14 protein-coding genes are annotated in these 18734 nt (G+C 69.1%); 13 read left to right on the top strand and 1 reads right to left on the bottom strand.

Annotated elements, in window-relative coordinates; translation table 11 throughout:
* Positions 1–19 precede the first annotated feature (19 nt).
* Positions 20–409 (top strand): 50S ribosomal protein L7/L12, encoded by a 390-nt coding sequence (gene rplL, locus ACR3ZA_RS06055; RefSeq protein ID WP_473551707.1) that lies wholly within the window; start codon positions 20–22, stop codon positions 407–409.
* A gap of 75 nt (positions 410–484) precedes the next feature.
* Here the strand turns inward: rplL and ACR3ZA_RS06050 are convergent, their stop codons facing one another.
* Positions 485–1495, bottom strand: a complete 1011-nt coding sequence (locus tag ACR3ZA_RS06050; RefSeq protein WP_473661117.1) for a substrate-binding domain-containing protein — start codon at positions 1493–1495, stop codon at positions 485–487.
* A gap of 309 nt (positions 1496–1804) precedes the next feature.
* Between ACR3ZA_RS06050 and ACR3ZA_RS06045 the strand changes: the two genes are divergently transcribed.
* The 12 genes from ACR3ZA_RS06045 (at position 1805) to araA (ending at position 18654) form a co-directional block, all read left to right on the top strand.
* The gene (locus ACR3ZA_RS06045) at positions 1805–3151 is read left to right on the top strand and encodes an extracellular solute-binding protein (RefSeq protein ID WP_473661116.1); all 1347 of its coding nucleotides are present in this window, start codon (positions 1805–1807) and stop codon (positions 3149–3151) included.
* Between the two features lie 122 nt (positions 3152–3273).
* On the top strand, positions 3274–4281 hold the full coding sequence (locus tag ACR3ZA_RS06040) for an ABC transporter permease subunit (protein WP_473662287.1): 1008 nt from the start codon (positions 3274–3276) through the stop codon (positions 4279–4281).
* On the top strand, positions 4278–5204 hold the full coding sequence (locus tag ACR3ZA_RS06035) for an ABC transporter permease subunit (RefSeq protein ID WP_473661115.1): 927 nt from the start codon (positions 4278–4280) through the stop codon (positions 5202–5204). Before ACR3ZA_RS06040 ends, ACR3ZA_RS06035 begins: the two co-directional genes overlap by 4 nt.
* Positions 5205–5305: 101 nt before the next feature.
* Positions 5306–7177 (top strand): ABC transporter transmembrane domain-containing protein, encoded by a 1872-nt coding sequence (locus ACR3ZA_RS06030; RefSeq protein ID WP_473662286.1) that lies wholly within the window; start codon positions 5306–5308, stop codon positions 7175–7177.
* A 58-nt stretch (positions 7178–7235) separates the two neighbouring features.
* On the top strand, positions 7236–9380 hold the full coding sequence (locus ACR3ZA_RS06025) for an adenylate/guanylate cyclase domain-containing protein (protein WP_473661114.1): 2145 nt from the start codon (positions 7236–7238) through the stop codon (positions 9378–9380).
* The gene (locus ACR3ZA_RS06020; protein ID WP_473661113.1) at positions 9373–10809 is read left to right on the top strand and encodes a mechanosensitive ion channel domain-containing protein; all 1437 of its coding nucleotides are present in this window, start codon (positions 9373–9375) and stop codon (positions 10807–10809) included. Before ACR3ZA_RS06025 ends, ACR3ZA_RS06020 begins: the two co-directional genes overlap by 8 nt.
* Positions 10810–10848: 39 nt before the next feature.
* Positions 10849–12204: a cystathionine beta-synthase gene (locus ACR3ZA_RS06015; protein ID WP_473661112.1), complete on the top strand. Its 1356-nt coding sequence runs from the start codon at positions 10849–10851 to the stop codon at positions 12202–12204.
* 16 nt (positions 12205–12220) lie between these two features.
* Positions 12221–13393, top strand: coding sequence for a cystathionine gamma-synthase (locus ACR3ZA_RS06010; protein WP_473661110.1), 1173 nt, complete (start codon positions 12221–12223; stop codon positions 13391–13393).
* Positions 13394–13572: 179 nt separating this feature from the next.
* Complete coding sequence (locus tag ACR3ZA_RS06005) at positions 13573–14580, top strand: substrate-binding domain-containing protein (RefSeq protein ID WP_473662285.1); 1008 nt, start codon at positions 13573–13575, stop codon at positions 14578–14580.
* 161 nt (positions 14581–14741) lie between these two features.
* Positions 14742–16427, top strand: coding sequence for a ribulokinase (gene araB, locus ACR3ZA_RS06000; protein WP_473661107.1), 1686 nt, complete (start codon positions 14742–14744; stop codon positions 16425–16427).
* Complete coding sequence (locus tag ACR3ZA_RS05995) at positions 16424–17134, top strand: L-ribulose-5-phosphate 4-epimerase (RefSeq protein WP_473661104.1); 711 nt, start codon at positions 16424–16426, stop codon at positions 17132–17134. Before araB ends, ACR3ZA_RS05995 begins: the two co-directional genes overlap by 4 nt.
* Positions 17135–17145: 11 nt before the next feature.
* Positions 17146–18654, top strand: coding sequence for an L-arabinose isomerase (gene araA, locus ACR3ZA_RS05990; protein ID WP_473662284.1), 1509 nt, complete (start codon positions 17146–17148; stop codon positions 18652–18654).
* Positions 18655–18734 lie beyond the last annotated feature (80 nt).

Below are 18734 nucleotides of genomic sequence, written 5' to 3'. Positions count from 1 at the left end.
AAACAACCAAGGAGAAATCATGGCTAAGCTCAGCACCGACGAGCTGCTCGAGGCGTTCAAGGAGCTCTCGCTCATCGAGCTCAGCGAGTTCGTCAAGAAGTTCGAGGAGACCTTCGAGGTCACCGCCGCCGCTCCGGTCGCCGTCGCGGCCGCGGGTGCCCCCGCCGGTGGCGCGGGCGCCGAAGAGGTCGAAGAGAAGGACGCGTTCGACGTCGTGATCGAGGCCGCTGGCGACAAGAAGATCCAGGTCATCAAGGAGGTCCGCGCGCTCACGAGCCTCGGCCTCGGCGAGGCCAAGGCGCTCGTGGATGGCGCTCCGGCGACCGTCCTCGAGGGTGCCAACAAGGAGACGGCCGAGAAGGCCAAGGCTCAGCTCGAAGAGGCTGGCGCCACCGTCGTCCTCAAGTAATTCCCCGCGGCCTCAGGTCGCACGAGCGGGCGTCACCTTCGGGTGGCGCCCGTTCTCGTTGCGCTGGCGGCGCCGTCAGTCGGGCTGGGGGGCGCTGGTGCTGGAGCGCACGCGCAGCGACAGCGGCAGCTGCAGATCGTGTGGCGCGGTCTCGCCGGACCCGATCGACGCCATGATCATGCCGACCGCGTCGCGGCCCTGCGCCCGCGGTACCTGACGCACGGTGGTCAGTCCGAACATCTCGGCGAGATCGTGGTCGTCGATGCCGACGACGGAGAGATCGCGCGGAACCTGGATGCCGAGCTGGCGCGCCGCGAGGATCACCCCGATGGCGATCTCGTCGCTGGCCGCCACGATCGCACTCGGCCGGGTGGCCGGGTTGCCGAGCACGCGCAGTCCGGTGGCGAAGCCGCCCGCGATGGTGAGCTCCGCGGCCGCGAAGTCGCCGCCGGGACGGTGGCCCGCACTGGCCATCGCCTGCCGGAATCCGGCGAGGCGCTGCGCGTGGACGTGGAAGTCCATGCGCTCCTCCTGGTCGCCGCCGACGTGCAGGATGCGCCGGTGCCCGAGGCTGAGCAGGTGCTCGGTCGCGAGGCGGCTGGCAGCGACGTCGTCGATCCGCAGGCTGCTCATCCCGGCGATGCCGCCGCCGATGCCGACGACCGGCTTGCCGAGGGCGGCCAGCGCGCGGATCTCCTCCGGGCTCAGCGCGACGCACACGGTGATGACCGCGTCGACGCGCTTGCGCACCAGGAAGTAGTCGAACACGCGCTGCCGCAGGTCCGGATCCTCCTGCACGCGGAACAGGGTGAGGTCGTAGCCGGCGTCGATGAGCGCCTCTTCGATGCCTTCGATGACCTCGCCGAAGAACCAGCGGCTGATGAACGGCGTGACGACGCCGACGTTGCGGGTGCGGCCGGTCACGAGGCTGGCAGCGCTCGTCGAGGCGACGAAGCCGAGTTCCGCGGCCGAGGCGGCGACGCGAGCGCGGGTGGCCTCGGAGACGTGGGCCGCCCCGCTGAGGGCGCGGGATGCGGTCGCCTTGGAGACGCCAGCGTGGCGTGCGACTTCGGCGAGCGAACTCACGCGGACCCCTCCTTGGATGCATCGATGGACCCCGGAACCGGTTCCAACATCCTAGGGGCATCGGGCCGGATGGCGCGACCGAGCGGGTCTCGCAACCTGACGGATCATTGAGTCACGAATTGGTGTCGGCCCGTTTTCGGGCTTGCACCTGCCCGGGGGAGCGCTTAGCGTTGAGACTGGAACCGGTTCCGCACTGCGGCGAACTCTCGGCGTCGTGCGGTCTGTGCTCCGACCTGCACCACCACACGATGCACCACCACACGATGCCCGCCCGAGGCGGGCACACGACCCTCAACGAGGAGGACCACAGTGCGTTCACTCACCAAACGTCGCTTGCTGGCGACGGTCTCGGCGGCCGGAATCGCGGGCCTCGCGCTCGCGGGCTGTACGGCGACCACCGACAGCGGCACGGGCGACACCGACTGCTCGGCCTACGAGCAGTACGGCACGTTCGACGGCGAGTCCGTCGAGCTCTACACGACGATCCAGGGCGTCGAGCTCGACCAGCTGGTCGAGAGCATCGTCGACTTCGAGACCTGCACGGGCATCACGGTCGACACGGTCGGCACCCAGGAGGCAGAGACGCAGATCAACGTGCGCGCCGCCGCCGGTGACGCGCCCGAGCTCATGATCATCCCGCAGCCCGGCCTCCTGCAGCGCCTGGTCGGGGACGGCTACGTGCTGCCCGCCGCCTCCACCGTCGAAGACAACGTCGACGAGTTCTGGTCGGAGAGCTGGAAGGGCTACGGCACCGTCGACGGCACCTTCTACGCGGCGCCGCTGATGGCGAGCGTCAAGGGCTGGATCTGGTACTCGCCGAGCGAATTCGAGGCCAACGGCTACGAGGTTCCCACCACCTGGGACGAGCTGATGGCTCTCACCGAGGACATGTCGGCCAACAACACGGCGACCTACAAGCCGTGGTGTGTCGGCTTCGGATCCGGTGACGCGACCGGCTGGCCGGGCACCGACTGGATCGAGGACCTCGTCCTGCGCACCGCGGGTGCCGACGCCTACAACGAGTGGGTCGCGGGTGACCTGAAGTTCGACTCGCCCGAGATCCGTGAGGCCTTCGACCTGGTCGGAGACATCATCCTCAACCCGGACTACGTCAACGGTGGTTTCGGTGGCGTGGAGTCGATCGTCTCGACCACGTTCAACGACGGTGGTCTGCCGATCCTCGACGGCAACTGCTCGCTCCACCACCAGGCCTCGTTCTACGAGGCGCAGTGGCCGGAGGGCACGACCGTTGCTCCTGACGGGGACATCTGGGCGTTCATCACCCCGAAGACCGACCCCACCGCGGGTGACTCGGTCACCGGTGGTGGCGAGTTCGTCGCCAAGTTCGTCGAGGGCGAAGCCGTCGACGCGCTGCAGACCTACCTCGCCAGCGACACCTGGGCGAACAACCGCGTCGCTCTCGGTGGCGTGATCAGCGCCAACAAGGGTCTCGACGCTTCGCTCGCGGGCTCCGCTCTCGGCCGTGCGTCGATCGAGATCCTGCAGGGTGAAGACACCGTGTTCGCCTTCGACGCGTCGGACCTCATGCCGGCCGCGGTCGGAACCAGCTCGTTCTGGACCGGCATGGTCGACTGGGTGGTCGGAACGAAGAGCACCGACGAGGTGCTGACATTCATCGACAGCACATTCCCGTAAGTCGGGGCTGAGCAGTTGAACCGTGGTCGGCCCACCGGGCTTCTTGCTCGGTGGGCCGACTGCTCGGTAGCGTTCACATACCAAAGGGAGGAACTGGCGTGTCAACGATGATGATGCCGGGGATGTTGGCCGGAGCCGTGCCGTTCGCCGCCCGGGGCGATTTCTGGGGCTCGGTCTGGGAGAAATTCGGAGTCTTCGCGATCGGCCTCACCGCGTTCGCCGCGGTCGTCGGACTCGTGCTGTTCCTCGCCGATCGAGCGCCGAAACGCGGGCGCGACTTCCTGCAGCTGCTGGCGTTCGTCGCTCCCGCGCTGATCCTCCTCGGGGTCGGCCTGGTCTACCCGGCGGTGCGCACCACCTACCTCGCCTTCACGAACCGCACGGGCGAGTTCATCGGCATCGACAACTTCGTCTGGATGTTCACGCAGCCGGACATCATCACCACGCTCGGCAACACCCTGCTCTGGGTCGCGCTGGTGCCAACCGTCTCCACGGCCGTCGGCCTCGCCTACGCCGTGTTCATCGACAAGTCCCGCGGCGAGAAGGTGCTCAAGTCGCTGGTGTTCATGCCGATGGCGATCTCGTTCGTCGGCGCCGGCATCATCTGGCGCTTCGTCTACGAGTACCGGGCCACCGGCTTCGAGCAGATCGGTCTGCTCAACCAGGTGCTCGTCTGGCTGGGGCTCGAGCCGCAGCAGTTCCTCATCAACTCGCCCTGGAACAACCTGTTCCTGATCGTCGTCATGGTCTGGATCCAGACCGGGTTCGCGATGGTGCTGCTCTCGGCCGCGATCAAGGGGGTGCCGATCGAGCGTCTCGAGGCGGCCCGCCTCGACGGGGCGAACGCCTGGCAGCAGTTCACCAACGTCACCATCCCCGAGATCCGCGGCAGTCTCGTCGTCGTCGTCACCACGATCACGATCGCGACGCTGAAGGTCTTCGACATCGTCCGCACGATGACCGGCGGCAACTTCGACACCAGCGTCATCGCCAACGAGATGTACACGCAGGCGTTCAACCGCGGCGAGTTCGGTCAGGGCTCGGCGCTCGCGCTGGTCCTGTTCATCATGGTTCTGCCGATTGTGATCTACAACGTGAGAGTCATGCGCAAGCAGAAGGAGATCCGATGAGCGGCGTGGCAGCCCCCCTGGGCGTGGCAAAGTCCGACCCTTCGGGCAACGGACCGAAGCTGAAGCGAGTCAAGCAGCGGCTGACCTCGCGCGGCGCGACCGCCGCCGCGATCATCATCGCGGTGGTGTGGACGATCCCGACCTTCGGGCTCTTCGTCAACTCGTTCCGACCGGCCGTCGACATCCGCACCAGCGGCTGGTGGACGATCTTCACCAACCCGAGCTTCAGCCTCGAGAACTACGGCGACGTGCTGTTCTCGGGCGGGGCCTCGTCGGCGAACCTCGGCTCGTACTTCATCAACTCGATCATCGTTGCGGTGCCGAGCGCCCTGTTCCCGATCGTGCTCGCCTCGATGGCCGCGTACGCGTTCGCCTGGATCAAGTTCCCGGGCAGCAATGCGGTGTTCATCCTGGTGTTCGCGCTGCAGATCGTGCCGCTGCAGATGGCGCTCATCCCGCTGCTGCAGATCTTCTCGCAGGTGCTCGGCATCAGCGGCACCTTCCCCGCGGTGTGGATCGCGCACACCATCTTCGGCCTGCCGCTGTGCATCTTCCTGCTGCACAACTTCATCTCCGAGATTCCCGGTGACGTGATCGAGGCCGCGCGCGTCGACGGCGCCAACCACACGCAGATGTTCTTCCGGATCATCCTGCCGCTGTCGGTGCCGGCGCTCGCCAGCATCGCGATCTTCCAGTTCCTCTGGGTCTGGAACGACCTGCTGGTGGCGCTCGTGTTCTCCGGCGGAACCGTCGACGTGGCGCCGCTGACGCAGCGACTCGCCGAGCTCGTCGGCAACTTCGGCCGCAACACCCAGCTGCTGCCGGCGGGCGCGTTCCTCGCGCTCATCGTGCCGCTGATCGTGTTCTTCTCGCTGCAGCGCTACTTCGTGCGCGGACTGCTCGCGGGATCCACGAAGGGCTGAGCAGCGCGCGGTCGAGGTTCGGACCGATGCCGGGTGGCGAGAATCAGGGTCTCGCCACCCGGCATTTCCGGTCTGCCGCGGCATAGGCTCGCAGGGTGAGCATGGGCGGACGCGGTGGTGGCAGCGTCGGCCAGTACGGCAAACTGCGCAGCCGAGTGAGCGGGGCGGATGCGGCCGCGCAGCGCGCCGAGAACGCGGCGGCCCCGCGCATCCCGAACCTGCTGCCCCGCATCGGTGAGCTGTTCCGACCGCACCGGCGTGCGCTCACCGTCACCATCACGCTCGTGCTGGTCAGTGCCGCGATCAGCGTGCTGCCACCGCTGCTGACCCAGCAGGCCTTCGACCGCGGGCTGTTCCCGCCGGAGGGGACGCCGAACGTCCCCGTGCTCGTCGAGCTCGTGGCGCTCATGGTGGTGCTGTGGCTCGCCTCCGCGGGCATCGGCGTCGGCCAGGCGTACCTGACCGCGAAGGTCGGCAACAGCGTCATGGGCGAGCTGCGGGTGCGCTTGTTCTCGCACCTGCAGTCGATGGAGCTCGGCTTCTTCACGCGCACCAAGACCGGCGTCATCCAATCGCGGCTGCAGAACGACGTCGGCGGCGTCGCCGGGGTGCTCAGCAACACCATCCAGAGCGTCATCGGCAACACCGTCACCGTGATCGCCGCGCTGGTGGCGATGATCGTGCTGAGCTGGCAGATGACGATCGTCGCCGTCATCCTGCTGCCGGTGCTCGTGATCGCGCAGCGCAAGGTCGGGCAGGTGCGCGCCCGCATCGCCACCAAGACGCAGGAGTCGCTGTCGGACATGACGGCGATCACGCAGGAGACGCTGAGCGTGTCGGGCGTGCTGCTGGCCAAGAGCTTCTCGCGTCAGGAATGGGAGGTGGATCGCTACCGCGACGAGAACCGCAACCAGATCCGGCTGCAGGTGCAGCAGGCGATGAGCGGACAGTGGTTCTTCGCGATCGTCAACGTGTTCCTCTCCGTGATCCCGGCGATCATCTACCTGGTGGCGGCGTGGCTGATCTTCCAGGACGTGTCGGTCACCGCCGGAACCGTGGTGGCGTTCACCACCGTGCAGGCGCGGCTCAGCTGGCCGTTGCTCGGGCTCATGCGCGTCGCGCTCGACCTGCAGACCTCGCAGGCGCTGTTCGCCCGCATCTTCGAATACCTCGACCTCACCCCGACGATCGTCGATCGTCCGGACGCGCACGCGGTCAACTCGGAGCAGCTGGGGGTCGTCGAGTTCGACGAGGTGACCTTCCGCTATCCGGATGCCGGAGACGACACCCCGCCGACGCTCGACCAGGTGTCATTCCGCATCGAGCCGGGCCAGTACGCGGCCTTCGTCGGGCCGTCCGGCGCCGGCAAGACGACCGTGTCGTACCTGATCCCGCGCCTGCATGACGTGACCTCGGGGCGGGTGCTGTTCGCGGGCGACGACGTGCGCGAGCTGCGGCAGGTGGAGCTGCTGGACTCCATCGGCATCGTCAGCCAGGAGACGTACCTGTTCCACGCCTCCATCGCCGAGAACCTCCGCTACGCGCGGCCCGGCGCGAGCGACGCCGAGCTGGAATCGGCGGCGCGAGCCGCCAACATCCACGACACGATCTCCCGCTTCCCCGATGGCTACGACACGATCGTCGGCGAGCGAGGCTACCGGCTCTCCGGCGGCGAGAAGCAGCGCGTCGCGATCGCGCGGGTGCTGCTGAAGGACCCCGCGGTGCTCGTGCTCGACGAGGCCACCAGCGCGCTCGACGCGGTCTCGGAGCGGGTCGTGCAGACCGCGCTCGACGACGCCGCGCGCGGCCGCACCACCATCGCGATCGCGCATCGGCTCTCGACCGTCGTCCACGCCGACGTCATCTTCGTCGTCGACCGCGGACGCATCGTCGAGCGCGGCACCCACGCCGAGCTTCTGGAGATCGGCGGGGTGTACGCCCGGCTGTTCGAGCGGCAGCGGCTCGCGACCTAGCCCTTCCCCGAACCGGGGTCGCCCGATAGAGTGCGGCTACTGCTGAGGAGGACTCGTGATGTCGGACTCACACCCGATCGCGTCCGGAGGCCGTCGCAGGACCGGCCTCAGCATCCAGTCGATGCTGCTCATCATGCTGCTCCTGGTCAGCGTCACCTCGAATGTCGTCATCGGCGCGATCGGCTACCTGAGCGGGACGGAGTCGTTGCGCGCCGCCGCGACGGACCGCGTCATCGAGGTGCGCGATTCCCGCGCCCGCGAGATCGCCGGGCTGTTCGACACCATCGAGAATTCGATGCTCGTGCACGCGCGCGGCGAGAGCGTCGTGGGCGCCTCCGAGCGATTCAATGCCGCCTTCGCCGAGCTCTCCTCCTCGTCGCTCAGCACCGCGGAGAGCGCGGAGCTGGACGCCTACTATCGCGAGCGGCTCGCGCCCGAGCTCGCGGCCGCCGTCGGCGAGCCCGTCGACGTCTCGGCGTTCATCCCGAGCCAGCCCGCGGAGCGCTACGTCCAGTACTTCTACACGGCGCCGGCGCGCGACTTCGACGAGGCGATCGAGCTCGACGATGCGGGTGACGGCAGCACCTGGTCGGCGGTTCACGCCGAGTACCACGACTATTTCGCGCGCATGACGACGCAGCTCGACTACCAGGACACACTGCTCATCGACCTGGACGGCAACGTCGTCTACTCGGCGTACAAGGGCATCGATCTGGGCACGAACCTCGTGTCCGGTCCGTACCGCGTCTCCAACCTCGCCTCCGCGTTCACCTCGGTGATGTCCAGCGGCCTCCTCGACTCGGTCGTGTTCACCGACTTCGAGACCTACCGGCCGTCGCTCGACTCCCCGGCGGCGTGGGGCGTCAGCCTCATCGCCCGCGACGGGGTGGTGACCGGGGCCCTCGCGATCGAGATGCCCATCGAGCGCATCGCGGATGTGATGACCGGCGGCGGGGCCTGGTCGGAGGGCGGGCTGGGCGCGACCGGTGAGAGCTATCTCGTCGGACGCGACGATCTCATGCGCTCGCCGTCGCGTGAGCTCATCGAAGACCCCGAGCGGTACATCGAGCAGGCGACGCGGATGGGCGTCGAGCCGTCGACCATCGAGCAGGCGGTGCAGCGCGGTGACACGCTGCTGCTGCAGCCCGCGACGACCGACGCGGTCGACCGCGCGCAGCGCGGGCAGTCGGGCACGGTGGTCGCAGCCGGCTACCTGGGCACCGAGACGATCTCGGCGTATGCGCCGCTGCGCGTGCAGAATCTCGGATGGGTGATCGTGGCGGCGGTCGACACCAGCGAGGCGTTCGCCCCCGTGTCGGAGTTCACCGCGAACCTGATCATCTCCTCGGCCATCCTGGTGCTCGTCATCTCGGTGCTGTCGCTCGTGATCGCGCAGTTCCTGGTGAGACCGCTGCGCCGACTGCGCGTCGCCGCCGAGCGCATCGCCGCGGGCGAGACGGGCGTCGAGGTCGATGCCGGCTCGACCGACGAACTGGCGGCGGTCGCCGCGGCGTTCAACGAGATGTCGCGGAGTCTGCAGGCCAAGGCCGACCTGCTCGACGAGCAGCAGCGCGAGAATGACCGTCTGCTGCTCTCGCTCATGCCGGAGTCCCTCGCCAAGCGCTACCGCGAGGGGGCGCAGACGATCGCACAGGACCACACCGAGGCCTGCGTGCTCTTCGCCGACATCGTCGGCTTCGAGGCCTACAGTCGCACCGTCGACAGTGAGCACGGGCTGGAGGTGCTCAACGAGCTGGTCAAGAACTTCGATGACGCCGCCGGTCGTCTCGGCGTGGAGCACGTGCGCACCACGCGCCAGGGCTACCTCGCCAGCTGCGGGCTCTCGATCCCGCGCATCGACGCCGCGCGCCGTGTGGTCGACTTTGCGATCGAGCTGCAGGAGATCCTGCACCGGTTCAACGGACAGCACGGCACCTCGCTGGAGCTGCGGGCCGGCATCGATCTGGGCACCGTGACCAGCGGACTGATCGGGCGCTCGCACGTGATCTTCGACCTCTGGGGCGACGCCGTCAGCCTCGCCTTCCAGCTCCAGGGTGAGCGCACCGAGCCCGGCATCTACGCGAGCGATCGTGTGCACGAGCGACTGGCCGACACGATCGAGTTCCGTGAGCTCGGCAGCGTGACGGCGGGCGGCAGCGTGCAGCGCGTCTGGCGCGTCGAGGTGGCCGAGGTCGATGGCTGAGCTGTTCGCCCAACCCTGGTTCTGGCCCGCGGCTCTTGTGATCGTCGGGCTGCCGATCGCACTGCTCGTGCTCACCGAAGTGCACGCGGCGCTGGCGCGGCGGGGGCGCGGAGCGGCGCGGATCGTGCGGCTGGTGCGCGACTGGGTCGTGCCGTTGGGGGCGCTGCTCGTACTGCTCGCGCAGACCCGGTACCTCGCGGGCGATGTCGACTGGTTCAAGGTCACGGCGACGGCATTCGGATTCCTCGTCGTGCTCGTCCTGATCAACGGTCTGAACCTGGTCGTGTTCACGAAGGCACGCGAAGGCTCGTGGCGGCAGCGGCTGCCCAAGATCTTCATCGATCTGGGGCGCGCGTTGCTGATCGTCGTCGCGGTGGCGATCATCTTCTCCTGGGTCTGGGGCGCCGACGTCGGAGGGCTGTTCGCAGCGCTCGGAGTCGGGTCGATCGTGATCGGGCTGGCGCTGCAGGGCGCCGTCGGGCCGGTGGTCGCGGGACTCTTCCTGCTGTTCGAGCGCCCCTTCCAGGTCGACGACTGGCTCATGACCGGATTCGGCAAGGGTCGCGTCGTCGAGGTCAACTGGCGCGCCACCCACTTCGACACCAACAACGGTCTGCGCGTTGTGCCGAATTCGGCGCTCGCCGGCGACGCGTTCGTCAACCTCAGCCGGGCGCGCAATCCGTACGAGGCCTCGGTGCAGGTCCGCTTCGCCACCGACGATCCGCCCGACGATGTTCTCGCCCTCGTGCTCGCGGTCGCTTCCGATCTGCCGCAGCGCCACCCCGATTCGAACCCCAGCGCGATCCCGCTGCGAAAAGGGTTCTACGAGGTCGGGATCCCCTTGGCGAGCCCCGGCAGCGAGTGGGGGGCGGTGGGCCTGTTCCGCCGCCGGCTCTGGTACGCGGCGCGTCGCGCGAGTCTGCATCTGGACCGAGATCTCACGGACCCCTACACGAGTACGGAGCGCACGCGCGCGGCGCTCACCCGCCTGGCGCCGAGGCTCGCGGTCGACGCCGCCGAGATCGAATCGCTGCTGCGCACCGTGCGCCTGGAGCGCTACGGCGAGGGCGAGTGCGTGCAGCGCCCCGCCACCGTGCCGGACGGGGTTCGCTACATCGTCTCGGGGGAGGCCCGCATGCTGGCGGAGGGTCCCGACGGCGAACTCGTGCATGTCGCCGATTTCGGGCGCGACGAGCCGCTCGGCCTCACCTCGCTGACGCGGCAGGGCATCGCGTCGAGCGTCGTCGCGCGGACCCCGCTCACGGTGCTGCTGATCCCGGTCGACACCCTCGACGAGCTCGTACGCACCCGGCGCAGTCTCGCCCGCGAGTATGGGCGCGAGATCGACAACCGTCGTGAACGCACCTTCGACGCGTTTGTCGCCGCCGGGCTGGAGCCCCCGACCGGCTCGCGGCTCATCGCCTACTAGGCCCAGTAACACAGGCCCGCTCGCAAGTAGGCTCGTGGCATGCATTTCGCCGGAACCGTCCTGGATCTTGTCGGGAACACACCGCTCGTGCGGCTGAACTCGGTCACCGAAGGGATCGAGGCGACCGTGCTCGCCAAGATCGAGTATCTGAACCCGGGCGGATCCTCCAAGGACCGCATCGCCACGCGGATCATCGACGCGGCCGAACGAGAGGGCAAGCTCGCCCCCGGCGGCACCATCGTCGAGCCGACCAGCGGCAACACCGGCATCGGCCTCGCCCTGGTGGCGCAGCAGCGCGGCTACCAGTGCGTGTTCGTCTGCCCCGACAAGGTGAGCGAGGACAAGCGCAACGTGCTGAAGGCCTACGGCGCCGAGGTCGTGGTGTGCCCGACGAACGTCGCGCCCGAGGACCCGCGCTCGTACTACAACGTGAGCGACCGGCTCGCCCGCGAGATCCCGGGCGCCTTCAAGCCCGACCAGTACTCGAACCCCAACGGGCCGCTCAGCCACTACGAGACGACCGGCCCCGAGATCTGGCGCGACACCGACGGCAAGATCACCCATTTCGTGGCGGGCGTCGGCACCGGCGGCACGATCTCCGGGGTGGCCAAGTACCTCAAGGAGCAGAACCCCGGCGTGCGCATCATCGGCGCCGACCCGGAGGGCTCGGTCTACTCCGGCGGCACCGGGCAGCCGTACCTGGTCGAGGGCGTCGGCGAGGACTTCTGGCCGACCGCCTACGATGCGAGCCTCGTCGACGAGATCATCGCCTCGAGCGACGCCGAGAGCTTCGAGTTCACCCGGCGCCTGGCGCGCGAGGAGGGGCTGCTGGTCGGCGGCTCGAGCGGCCTCGCGATCGCGAGCGGGCTGAAGGCGGCCCGCGACCTCGGTCCGGACGATGTCATGGTCATCCTGCTTCCCGACGGCGGACGCGGCTACCTCGGCAAGGTGTTCAGCGACACCTGGATGGATCGGCACGGCTTCGGCGTCGCGGGTGAGGGTCGCACCGTCGCCGACGTGCTCGGCACGGTAGATGCCGCGGCGCTCCCGCACGTGCGGCCCGGCGCCACGGTCGCCGACGCGGTGGCGGCGCTGCGCGCGGCCGACACCCCGGCACTGCCCGTCCTCAAGGCCGACACCCCGGTGGTGCTCGGCGAGGTCGCCGGCACGGTCACCGAGCGCGCCCTCGTGGATGCCCTCCTCGCCGGCGAGGTGACCCCGACCGATCCGATCGACGCCCTCCTCACTGACGTGCTCCCGCTCGTCGGGCTCGCCCAGCCGTTCGAGGCGGCGCGCGATGCGCTCGCCGACACCGGGTCCGCGCTCGTGCTCGACCAGGGCAAGCCGGTCGCCCTCCTGACTCGCGGTGCGCTCGCGCGCGCCCTCGCCTCCTGATCAAGAAGAGAACCCCATGAACTCCGAGAACGACTTCACCACTCGCGCCATCCACGCCGGGCAGGACTTCGACCCGACGACCGGCGCCGTCATCCCGCCGATCTACTTCACGACCACGTTCGTGCAGGACGGCGTCGGCGGGTTCCGCGGCGGCTACGAGTACACCCGCGGCGGCAACCCGACCCGCACCGCGCTCGAGACCCTGCTCGCCTCGATCGAGGGTGGCGACCGCGCGTTCAGCTTCGCCTCCGGACTCGCCGCCGAAGACACGCTGCTGCGGGCCGCGCTGCAGCCCGGCGACCACATCCTGATGGGCAACGACGTCTACGGCGGCACGCACCGACTGGTGAGCCGCGTGCACGTGCCGTGGGGCGTGTCGCTCTCGACCGTCGAGATGGGCGACCTGGACGCGGTCGAGAAGGCGCTGCGCCCCGACGCCACCAAGGTCGTCTGGCTCGAGACCCCGAGCAACCCGCTGATGAAGATCACCGACATCGCCGCGGTCGCCGAGCTCGCGCACCGCGTCGGCGCGATCGTCGTCGTCGACAACACCTTCGCCTCGCCGTACCTGCAGCAGCCGCTGTCGTTCGGCGCCGACGTCGTCGTGCACTCCACCACCAAGTACCTTGGCGGTCACAGCGACGTGCTCGGCGGCGCGGTGGTGCTGAAGAACGAGACGCTCGTGCGGGGCGAGTCGCTCGCCGACCAGGTCGGATTCCTGCAGTTCGGTGTCGGCGCCGTCTCCGGTCCGATGGATGCCTGGCTCACGATGCGCGGCATCAAGACCCTGGGCGTGCGCATGGATCGGCACTCCTCGAACGCGCAGCGCATCGCCGAGGCGCTCGTCGGCCACGAGAAGCTGGAGCGCGTCTACTACCCGGGCCTGCCCGATCACCCCGGTCACGAGCTGGCGGCGCAGCAGATGCGCAGCTTCGGCGGCATGATCTCGGTCGCCGTGCGCGGCGGGGGCGAGGCCGCGAAGCGCTTCGCCGAGTCGATGGAGCTGTTCCAGCTGGCGGAGTCGCTCGGCGGCGTCGAGTCGCTCGTCTGCTACCCGAGCGAGATGACCCACGCCTCCGTGAAGGGCACCCAGCTCGAGGTGCCCGAGAACGTGGTGCGTCTCTCGGTCGGCATCGAGTCCGCCGACGACCTCCTCGCTGACGTCCAATCCGCCCTCACCCGCCTCTAGGTTTTGGGCGGCAGGGATGCATCCCTGACGCCAGCGCGTGAGGCGTGCGGCACGCGGTGGGGGCGCGGGTCACGCGGTTGCGGGGCGTGGCGGGAGACTCGCTGACCTCGCGTTCACTGGGCATAATGGGGCGGGACGGGCGTGTGAACGTACACACGGCGCAGGCGGAGGGCGGTGCGATGGAGCCGGAGAAGGTACGCGCTCCGAACATCCGCGACGTCGCCCGGGTGGCCGGCGTCTCGTATCAGACGGTCTCGCGCGTGCTCAACGACAGCGACGCGATCCGGCCCGCGACCCGGGAACGCGTGCGCAAGGCGATCGACGAACTCGGCTACCGCCCGAATCAGGCGGCGCGTGCGCTCGTCACCAGCCGTTCGCGCACGATCGGCGTGCTCACATCCCAGTCGTCGCAGTACGGACCGGCGACGAGCATTGCGGCGATCGAGGCGGCGGCTCGGGAGGCCGGCTACCGGTTGAGCATCACGAGCACGGCATCCAGCGAGTACGCCTCGATCAAGGCGGGGATCGACTACCTGATGAGCCAGGCGGTGGAGGCGCTCGTCGTGATCGCGCCGCAGGTGCGCGTGTTCGAGGCGCTCCAGGATCTGTCGGTGAGTGTGCCGATCGTGACGCTGGAGTCGACCGGGCGGGATGTGCGCCGAAGCCTGTCGGTCGATCAGGTCGCGGGCGCACGACTGGCGACCCGTCACCTCATCGAACTCGGCCACGAGGAGATCCTGCACATCGCGGGTCCGCAGGACTGGATCGAAGCCGAGGCGCGGATGCAGGGCTACCTCGGCGCGCTGTCGGATGCCGACCTGCGCACGCGAGCCCCGGTGCTCGGCGACTGGAGTGCCTCATTCGGCTACTACGCGGGCCGCGAACTGCTGCGGATGCCCGACTTCACCGCCGTCTTCGCCGCGAACGATCAGATGGCGCTGGGTCTGCTGCACGCTGCTCGCGAGCTCGGGCTGAACGTTCCGGGCGATCTGAGCATCGTCGGCTTCGATGACATTCCGGAAGCGGCACATTTCGCCCCGCCGTTGACGACGATCCGCCAGAACTTCGTGGAGATCGGTCGGCGCGCGGTCGCCATTCTGCTCGCCGAGCTGCGCGGCGAGACGGAGATCGATCACCAGATGGTTCCGGCGGAGCTGGTGGTGCGCGAGTCCACCGGGCCCGCCTGACGCTTGGCCCGCGCGGGAGGGTTCGCGAGCGTGCGGTCGCGGGCCGTTACCGAAACTTTACGACTCGCCCTTGACAGATGTGACCGTTTCGCCTGTAGAGTCCTGTCCGTGGTGTGAACGGTCACATCACGCGCCTCATTTCCTGACAACGGAGTCACAGCATGCAAGACGCGACCGCAGTGCGCGCAACGTCCGCCGACCGATACACGATCGGCGTCGACTTCGGCACGCTCTCCGGCCGCGCGGTCGTCGTCCGCGTGCAGGACGGCGCCGAACTCGGCACCGGGGTCTTCGAGTACCCGCACGCCGTCATGGACACCGCACTCGCCGCCACCGGTGCTGTGCTCCCGCCCGAGTGGGCCCTGCAGGTTCCCAACGACTACCGCGACGTGCTGCGCAACGCCGTGCCGGCCGCCATCGCGGATGCGGGCATCGACCCCGCGCAGGTGATCGGCATCGCCACCGACTTCACCGCCTCCACCCCGATGCCGGTGCTGGCCGACGGCACCCCGCTGTGCGAACTCCCCGAGTACGCCGACCGGCCTCACGCCTACGTGAAGCTCTGGAAGCATCACGCCGCCCAGCCGCAGGCCGACCGCATCAACGCCCTCGCCGCCGAGCGGAACGAGGACTGGCTTCCGCGCTACGGCGGCTTCATCTCGAGCGAGTGGGAGTTCGCCAAGGCGCTGCAGCTGCTCGAAGAAGACCCCGAGCTCTTCGACCGCATGGACCGCTGGGTCGAGGCCGCCGACTGGATCGTCTGGCAGCTCTCGGGCCGGTACCTCCGAAACGCCTGCACCGCCGGCTACAAGGGCATCTACCAGGATGCCTCCTCGCCGAGCGCCGACTTCCTCGGTGCGCTCAACCCGGCCTTCGCCGACTTCGCGACCGACAAGCTCGACCACGAGATCGGCGCACTCGGCGCGCGGGCGGGCGGACTGACCGCCGAGGCCGCCGCCTGGACGGGCCTGCCGGAAGGGATCGCGGTCGCTGTCGGCAACGTCGACGCGCACGTCACCGCTCCTGCCGCCCGCGCCGTCAGCCCCGGCCAGATGGTGGCGATCATGGGCACCAGCACCTGCCACGTGATGAACGGCGAGCGCCTCGTCGAGGTGCCCGGCATGTGCGGCGCCGTCGACGGCGGCATCGTCGACGGGCTGTGGGGCTACGAGGCCGGGCAGTCGGGGGTCGGCGACATCTTCGCCTGGTACGTCGCCAACCAGGTTCCGGCGTCGGCGCACGAGGCGGCCGCCGCGGCGGGCCAAAGCGTGCACCAGTACCTCACCGACCTCGCGTTCACCGAGCCGGTCGGCGCGCACGGGCTGCTGGCCCTCGACTGGCACAGCGGCAACCGCTCCGTGCTCGTCAACACCGAGCTCTCAGGCCTCATCCTCGGGCTCACGCTCGCCACCCGCCCCGAGCAGGTGTACCGCGCGCTGCTGGAGGCGACCGCATTCGGCACCCGCCAGATCGTCGAGACCTTCGCCGCATCCGGGGTTCCCGTCACCGAGTTCATCGTCGCCGGCGGGCTGCTGAAGAACCCCTTCCTGATGCAGACCTACAGCGATGTGCTGCGGATGCCCATCTCCACGATCGCCAGCGACCAGGGCCCCGCGCTCGGCAGCGCCATCCACGCCGCGGTCGCCGCCGGCGCCTACGACGACATCCGCGCGGCGAGCGACGCGATGGGCAAGCTGGAGCGCGACGTGTACACCCCGAACCAGGATTCGGCGGACGCCTACGACGCGCTGTACGCCGAGTACCGCGAGCTGCACGACTACTTCGGCCGCGGCGGCAACGATGTGATGAAGCGGCTCAAGGCGCGCCGACGGGAGGTGCTGTCATGACCCGGTTCACTCCCGAGATCGAGGTCGCGATCGCGCGGGTGCGCGACGAGGTCGCCCAGCTGCACCGCGAACTGACCCGCTACGGTCTGGTGATCTGGACCGGCGGCAACGTCAGCGGACGCGTCCCCGGCGCCGAGCTGTTCGTCATCAAGCCGAGCGGCGTGAGCTACGACGAGCTCGCCCCCGAGAACATGATCCTGTGCGATCTGGACGGGGCGGTCATCGGGTCGACTCCGGGGAGTGATCGAAGCCCATCGAGTGACACCGCCGCCCACGCCTACGTGTACCGCGAGATGCCGGAGGTCGGCGGTGTCGTGCACACCCACTCCACCTACGCCACGGCGTGGGCGGCGCGCGGCGAGGCGATCCCGTGCGTCATCACCGGCATGGCCGACGAGTTCGGCGGCGAGATTCCGGTCGGCCCGTTCGCCGTCATCGGCGACGACTCGATCGGTCGCGGGATCGTCGACACCTTGCGCGGTCACCGCTCGCGCGCGGTGCTGATGCAGAACCACGGCCCGTTCACGATCGGCAAAGACGCCCGCGACGCCGTCAAGGCGGCCGTGATGTGCGAGGACGTCGCCCGCACGATCCACCTTGCCCGCCAGCTCGGCGACCCGCTGCCGATCCCGCAGGACCGGATCGACGCGCTGTTCGACCGCTACCAGAACGTGTACGGCCAGGCCCCCCAGGGAGAACTCCAGTGACCGCCCGCAGCATCGTCCCCGACCTCCAGCGTTTCGAGGTGTGGTTCCTCACCGGAAGCCAGCACCTCTACGGCCCCGAGACGCTCGCCCAGGTGGCCGAGCAGTCGCAGCAGGTGGCGCGCGCCCTCGACGGCGCCGGCGAGGTGCCGGTGACGGTCGTCTGGAAGCCGGTGCTCACCGACAGCGAGGGCATCAAGCGGCTGATCCTGGAGGCGAACGCCGCCGAGAACGTCATCGGTCTGGTCGCCTGGATGCACACCTTCAGCCCCGCCAAGATGTGGATCGCGGGACTCGACGCGCTGCAGAAGCCGCTGCTGCACCTGCACACCCAGGCCAACGTCGACCTGCCGTGGGGCGAGATCGACTTCGACTTCATGAACCTCAACCAGGCGGCGCACGGCGACCGCGAGTTCGGCTACATCGAGACGCGCCTGGGCATCCCGCGCACCACCGTCGTCGGTCACATCTCCGACCCGGCGGTCACCGCTCGGGTCGGCTCCTGGGCGCGCGCGGCCGCCGGCCGCTGGGCCACCCAGACGATGAAGCTCGCCCGCTTCGGCGACAACATGCGCTTCGTCGCCGTCACCGAGGGCGACAAGACCGAGGCCGAGCTGCGCCTCGGCGTGCAGGTCAACACCTGGGGCGTCAACGACCTGGCGCAGGCGGTGGATGCGGCGACCGAGTCCGACATCGACGAGCTGGTCGCCGAGTACCTCGACCTCTACCGCGTCGCCCCCGAGCTGCGGCCCGGCGCCGAACGCCACGCCTCGCTGCGCGACGGGGCCCGCATCGAGCTCGGCCTGCGCTCCTTCCTCGAAGCCGGCGGATTCTCCGCATTCACCACCTCCTTCGAGGACCTCGGCACGCTGCCGCAGCTGCCCGGCCTCGCCGTGCAGCGGCTCATGGCCGACGGCTACGGCTTCGGCGCCGAAGGCGACTGGAAGACCGCGGTGCTGGTGCGCACGGCCGCGGTCATGGGCGCCGGCCTTCCGGGCGGCGCCAGCCTGATGGAGGACTACACCTACCACCTCGAGCCCGGCAACGAGCTCATCCTGGGCGCCCACATGCTCGAGGTGAGCCCTTCGCTCTCGAGCGAAACGGCGAGCCTGGAGGTGCACCCGCTCGGCATCGGCGGCAAGGACGACCCGGTGCGGCTGGTCTTCACCGCCGACGCCGGCCCGGCGATCGTCGTGGCCCTGAGCGACCAGCGCGACCGGTTCCGCCTCGTCGCGAACGTCGTCGAGAACGTGGCACTGCCCGCGCCGATGCCGAAGCTGCCGGTGGGCCGCGCCGTGTGGAAGCCCGCGCCCGACTTCCGCACCTCCGCCACCGCGTGGCTGATGGCGGGCGCCGCCCACCACACCGTGATGTCGACGCAGGTGGGCCTGGAGGTGTTCCAGGACTTCGCACGGATGTCGAAGATCGAGCTGCTGGCGATCACCGACACCACCACCCTCGACGGCTTCGAGCGCGACCTGCGCTCGAACGCCGCGTACTACCGATTGGCTCAGGGCTTGTAGCGGCCCGCAGAAGACTTGCCGAATCCGCGGATTCGGGCAGGCATCCGATGTTCATCGACGACAGCGGATGAGGCACCAAC

Source organism: Herbiconiux sp. J20-20 (assembly GCF_057365085.1).
The sequence above is the reverse complement of the archived record's forward strand: the minus strand, read 5'-3'. Positions and strand labels throughout refer to the sequence as shown.

Excerpts from the sequence above, each read along its gene's own strand:
- ACR3ZA_RS06035 (WP_473661115.1), top strand. The coding sequence starts at position 4,278 with ATGAGCGGCGTGGCAGCCCCCCTGGGCGTGGCAAAGTCCGACCCTTCG.
- ACR3ZA_RS05995 (WP_473661104.1), top strand. The coding sequence starts at position 16,424 with ATGACCCGGTTCACTCCCGAGATCGAGGTCGCGATCGCGCGGGTGCGC.
- ACR3ZA_RS06005 (WP_473662285.1), top strand. The coding sequence starts at position 13,573 with ATGGAGCCGGAGAAGGTACGCGCTCCGAACATCCGCGACGTCGCCCGG.
- araB (WP_473661107.1), top strand. The coding sequence starts at position 14,742 with ATGCAAGACGCGACCGCAGTGCGCGCAACGTCCGCCGACCGATACACG.
- ACR3ZA_RS06030 (WP_473662286.1), top strand. The coding sequence starts at position 5,306 with ATGGGCGGACGCGGTGGTGGCAGCGTCGGCCAGTACGGCAAACTGCGC.
- ACR3ZA_RS06025 (WP_473661114.1), top strand. The coding sequence starts at position 7,236 with ATGTCGGACTCACACCCGATCGCGTCCGGAGGCCGTCGCAGGACCGGC.
- rplL (WP_473551707.1), top strand. The coding sequence starts at position 20 with ATGGCTAAGCTCAGCACCGACGAGCTGCTCGAGGCGTTCAAGGAGCTC.
- ACR3ZA_RS06020 (WP_473661113.1), top strand. The coding sequence starts at position 9,373 with ATGGCTGAGCTGTTCGCCCAACCCTGGTTCTGGCCCGCGGCTCTTGTG.
- ACR3ZA_RS06040 (WP_473662287.1), top strand. The coding sequence starts at position 3,274 with ATGTTGGCCGGAGCCGTGCCGTTCGCCGCCCGGGGCGATTTCTGGGGC.
- ACR3ZA_RS06015 (WP_473661112.1), top strand. The coding sequence starts at position 10,849 with ATGCATTTCGCCGGAACCGTCCTGGATCTTGTCGGGAACACACCGCTC.
- ACR3ZA_RS06010 (WP_473661110.1), top strand. The coding sequence starts at position 12,221 with ATGAACTCCGAGAACGACTTCACCACTCGCGCCATCCACGCCGGGCAG.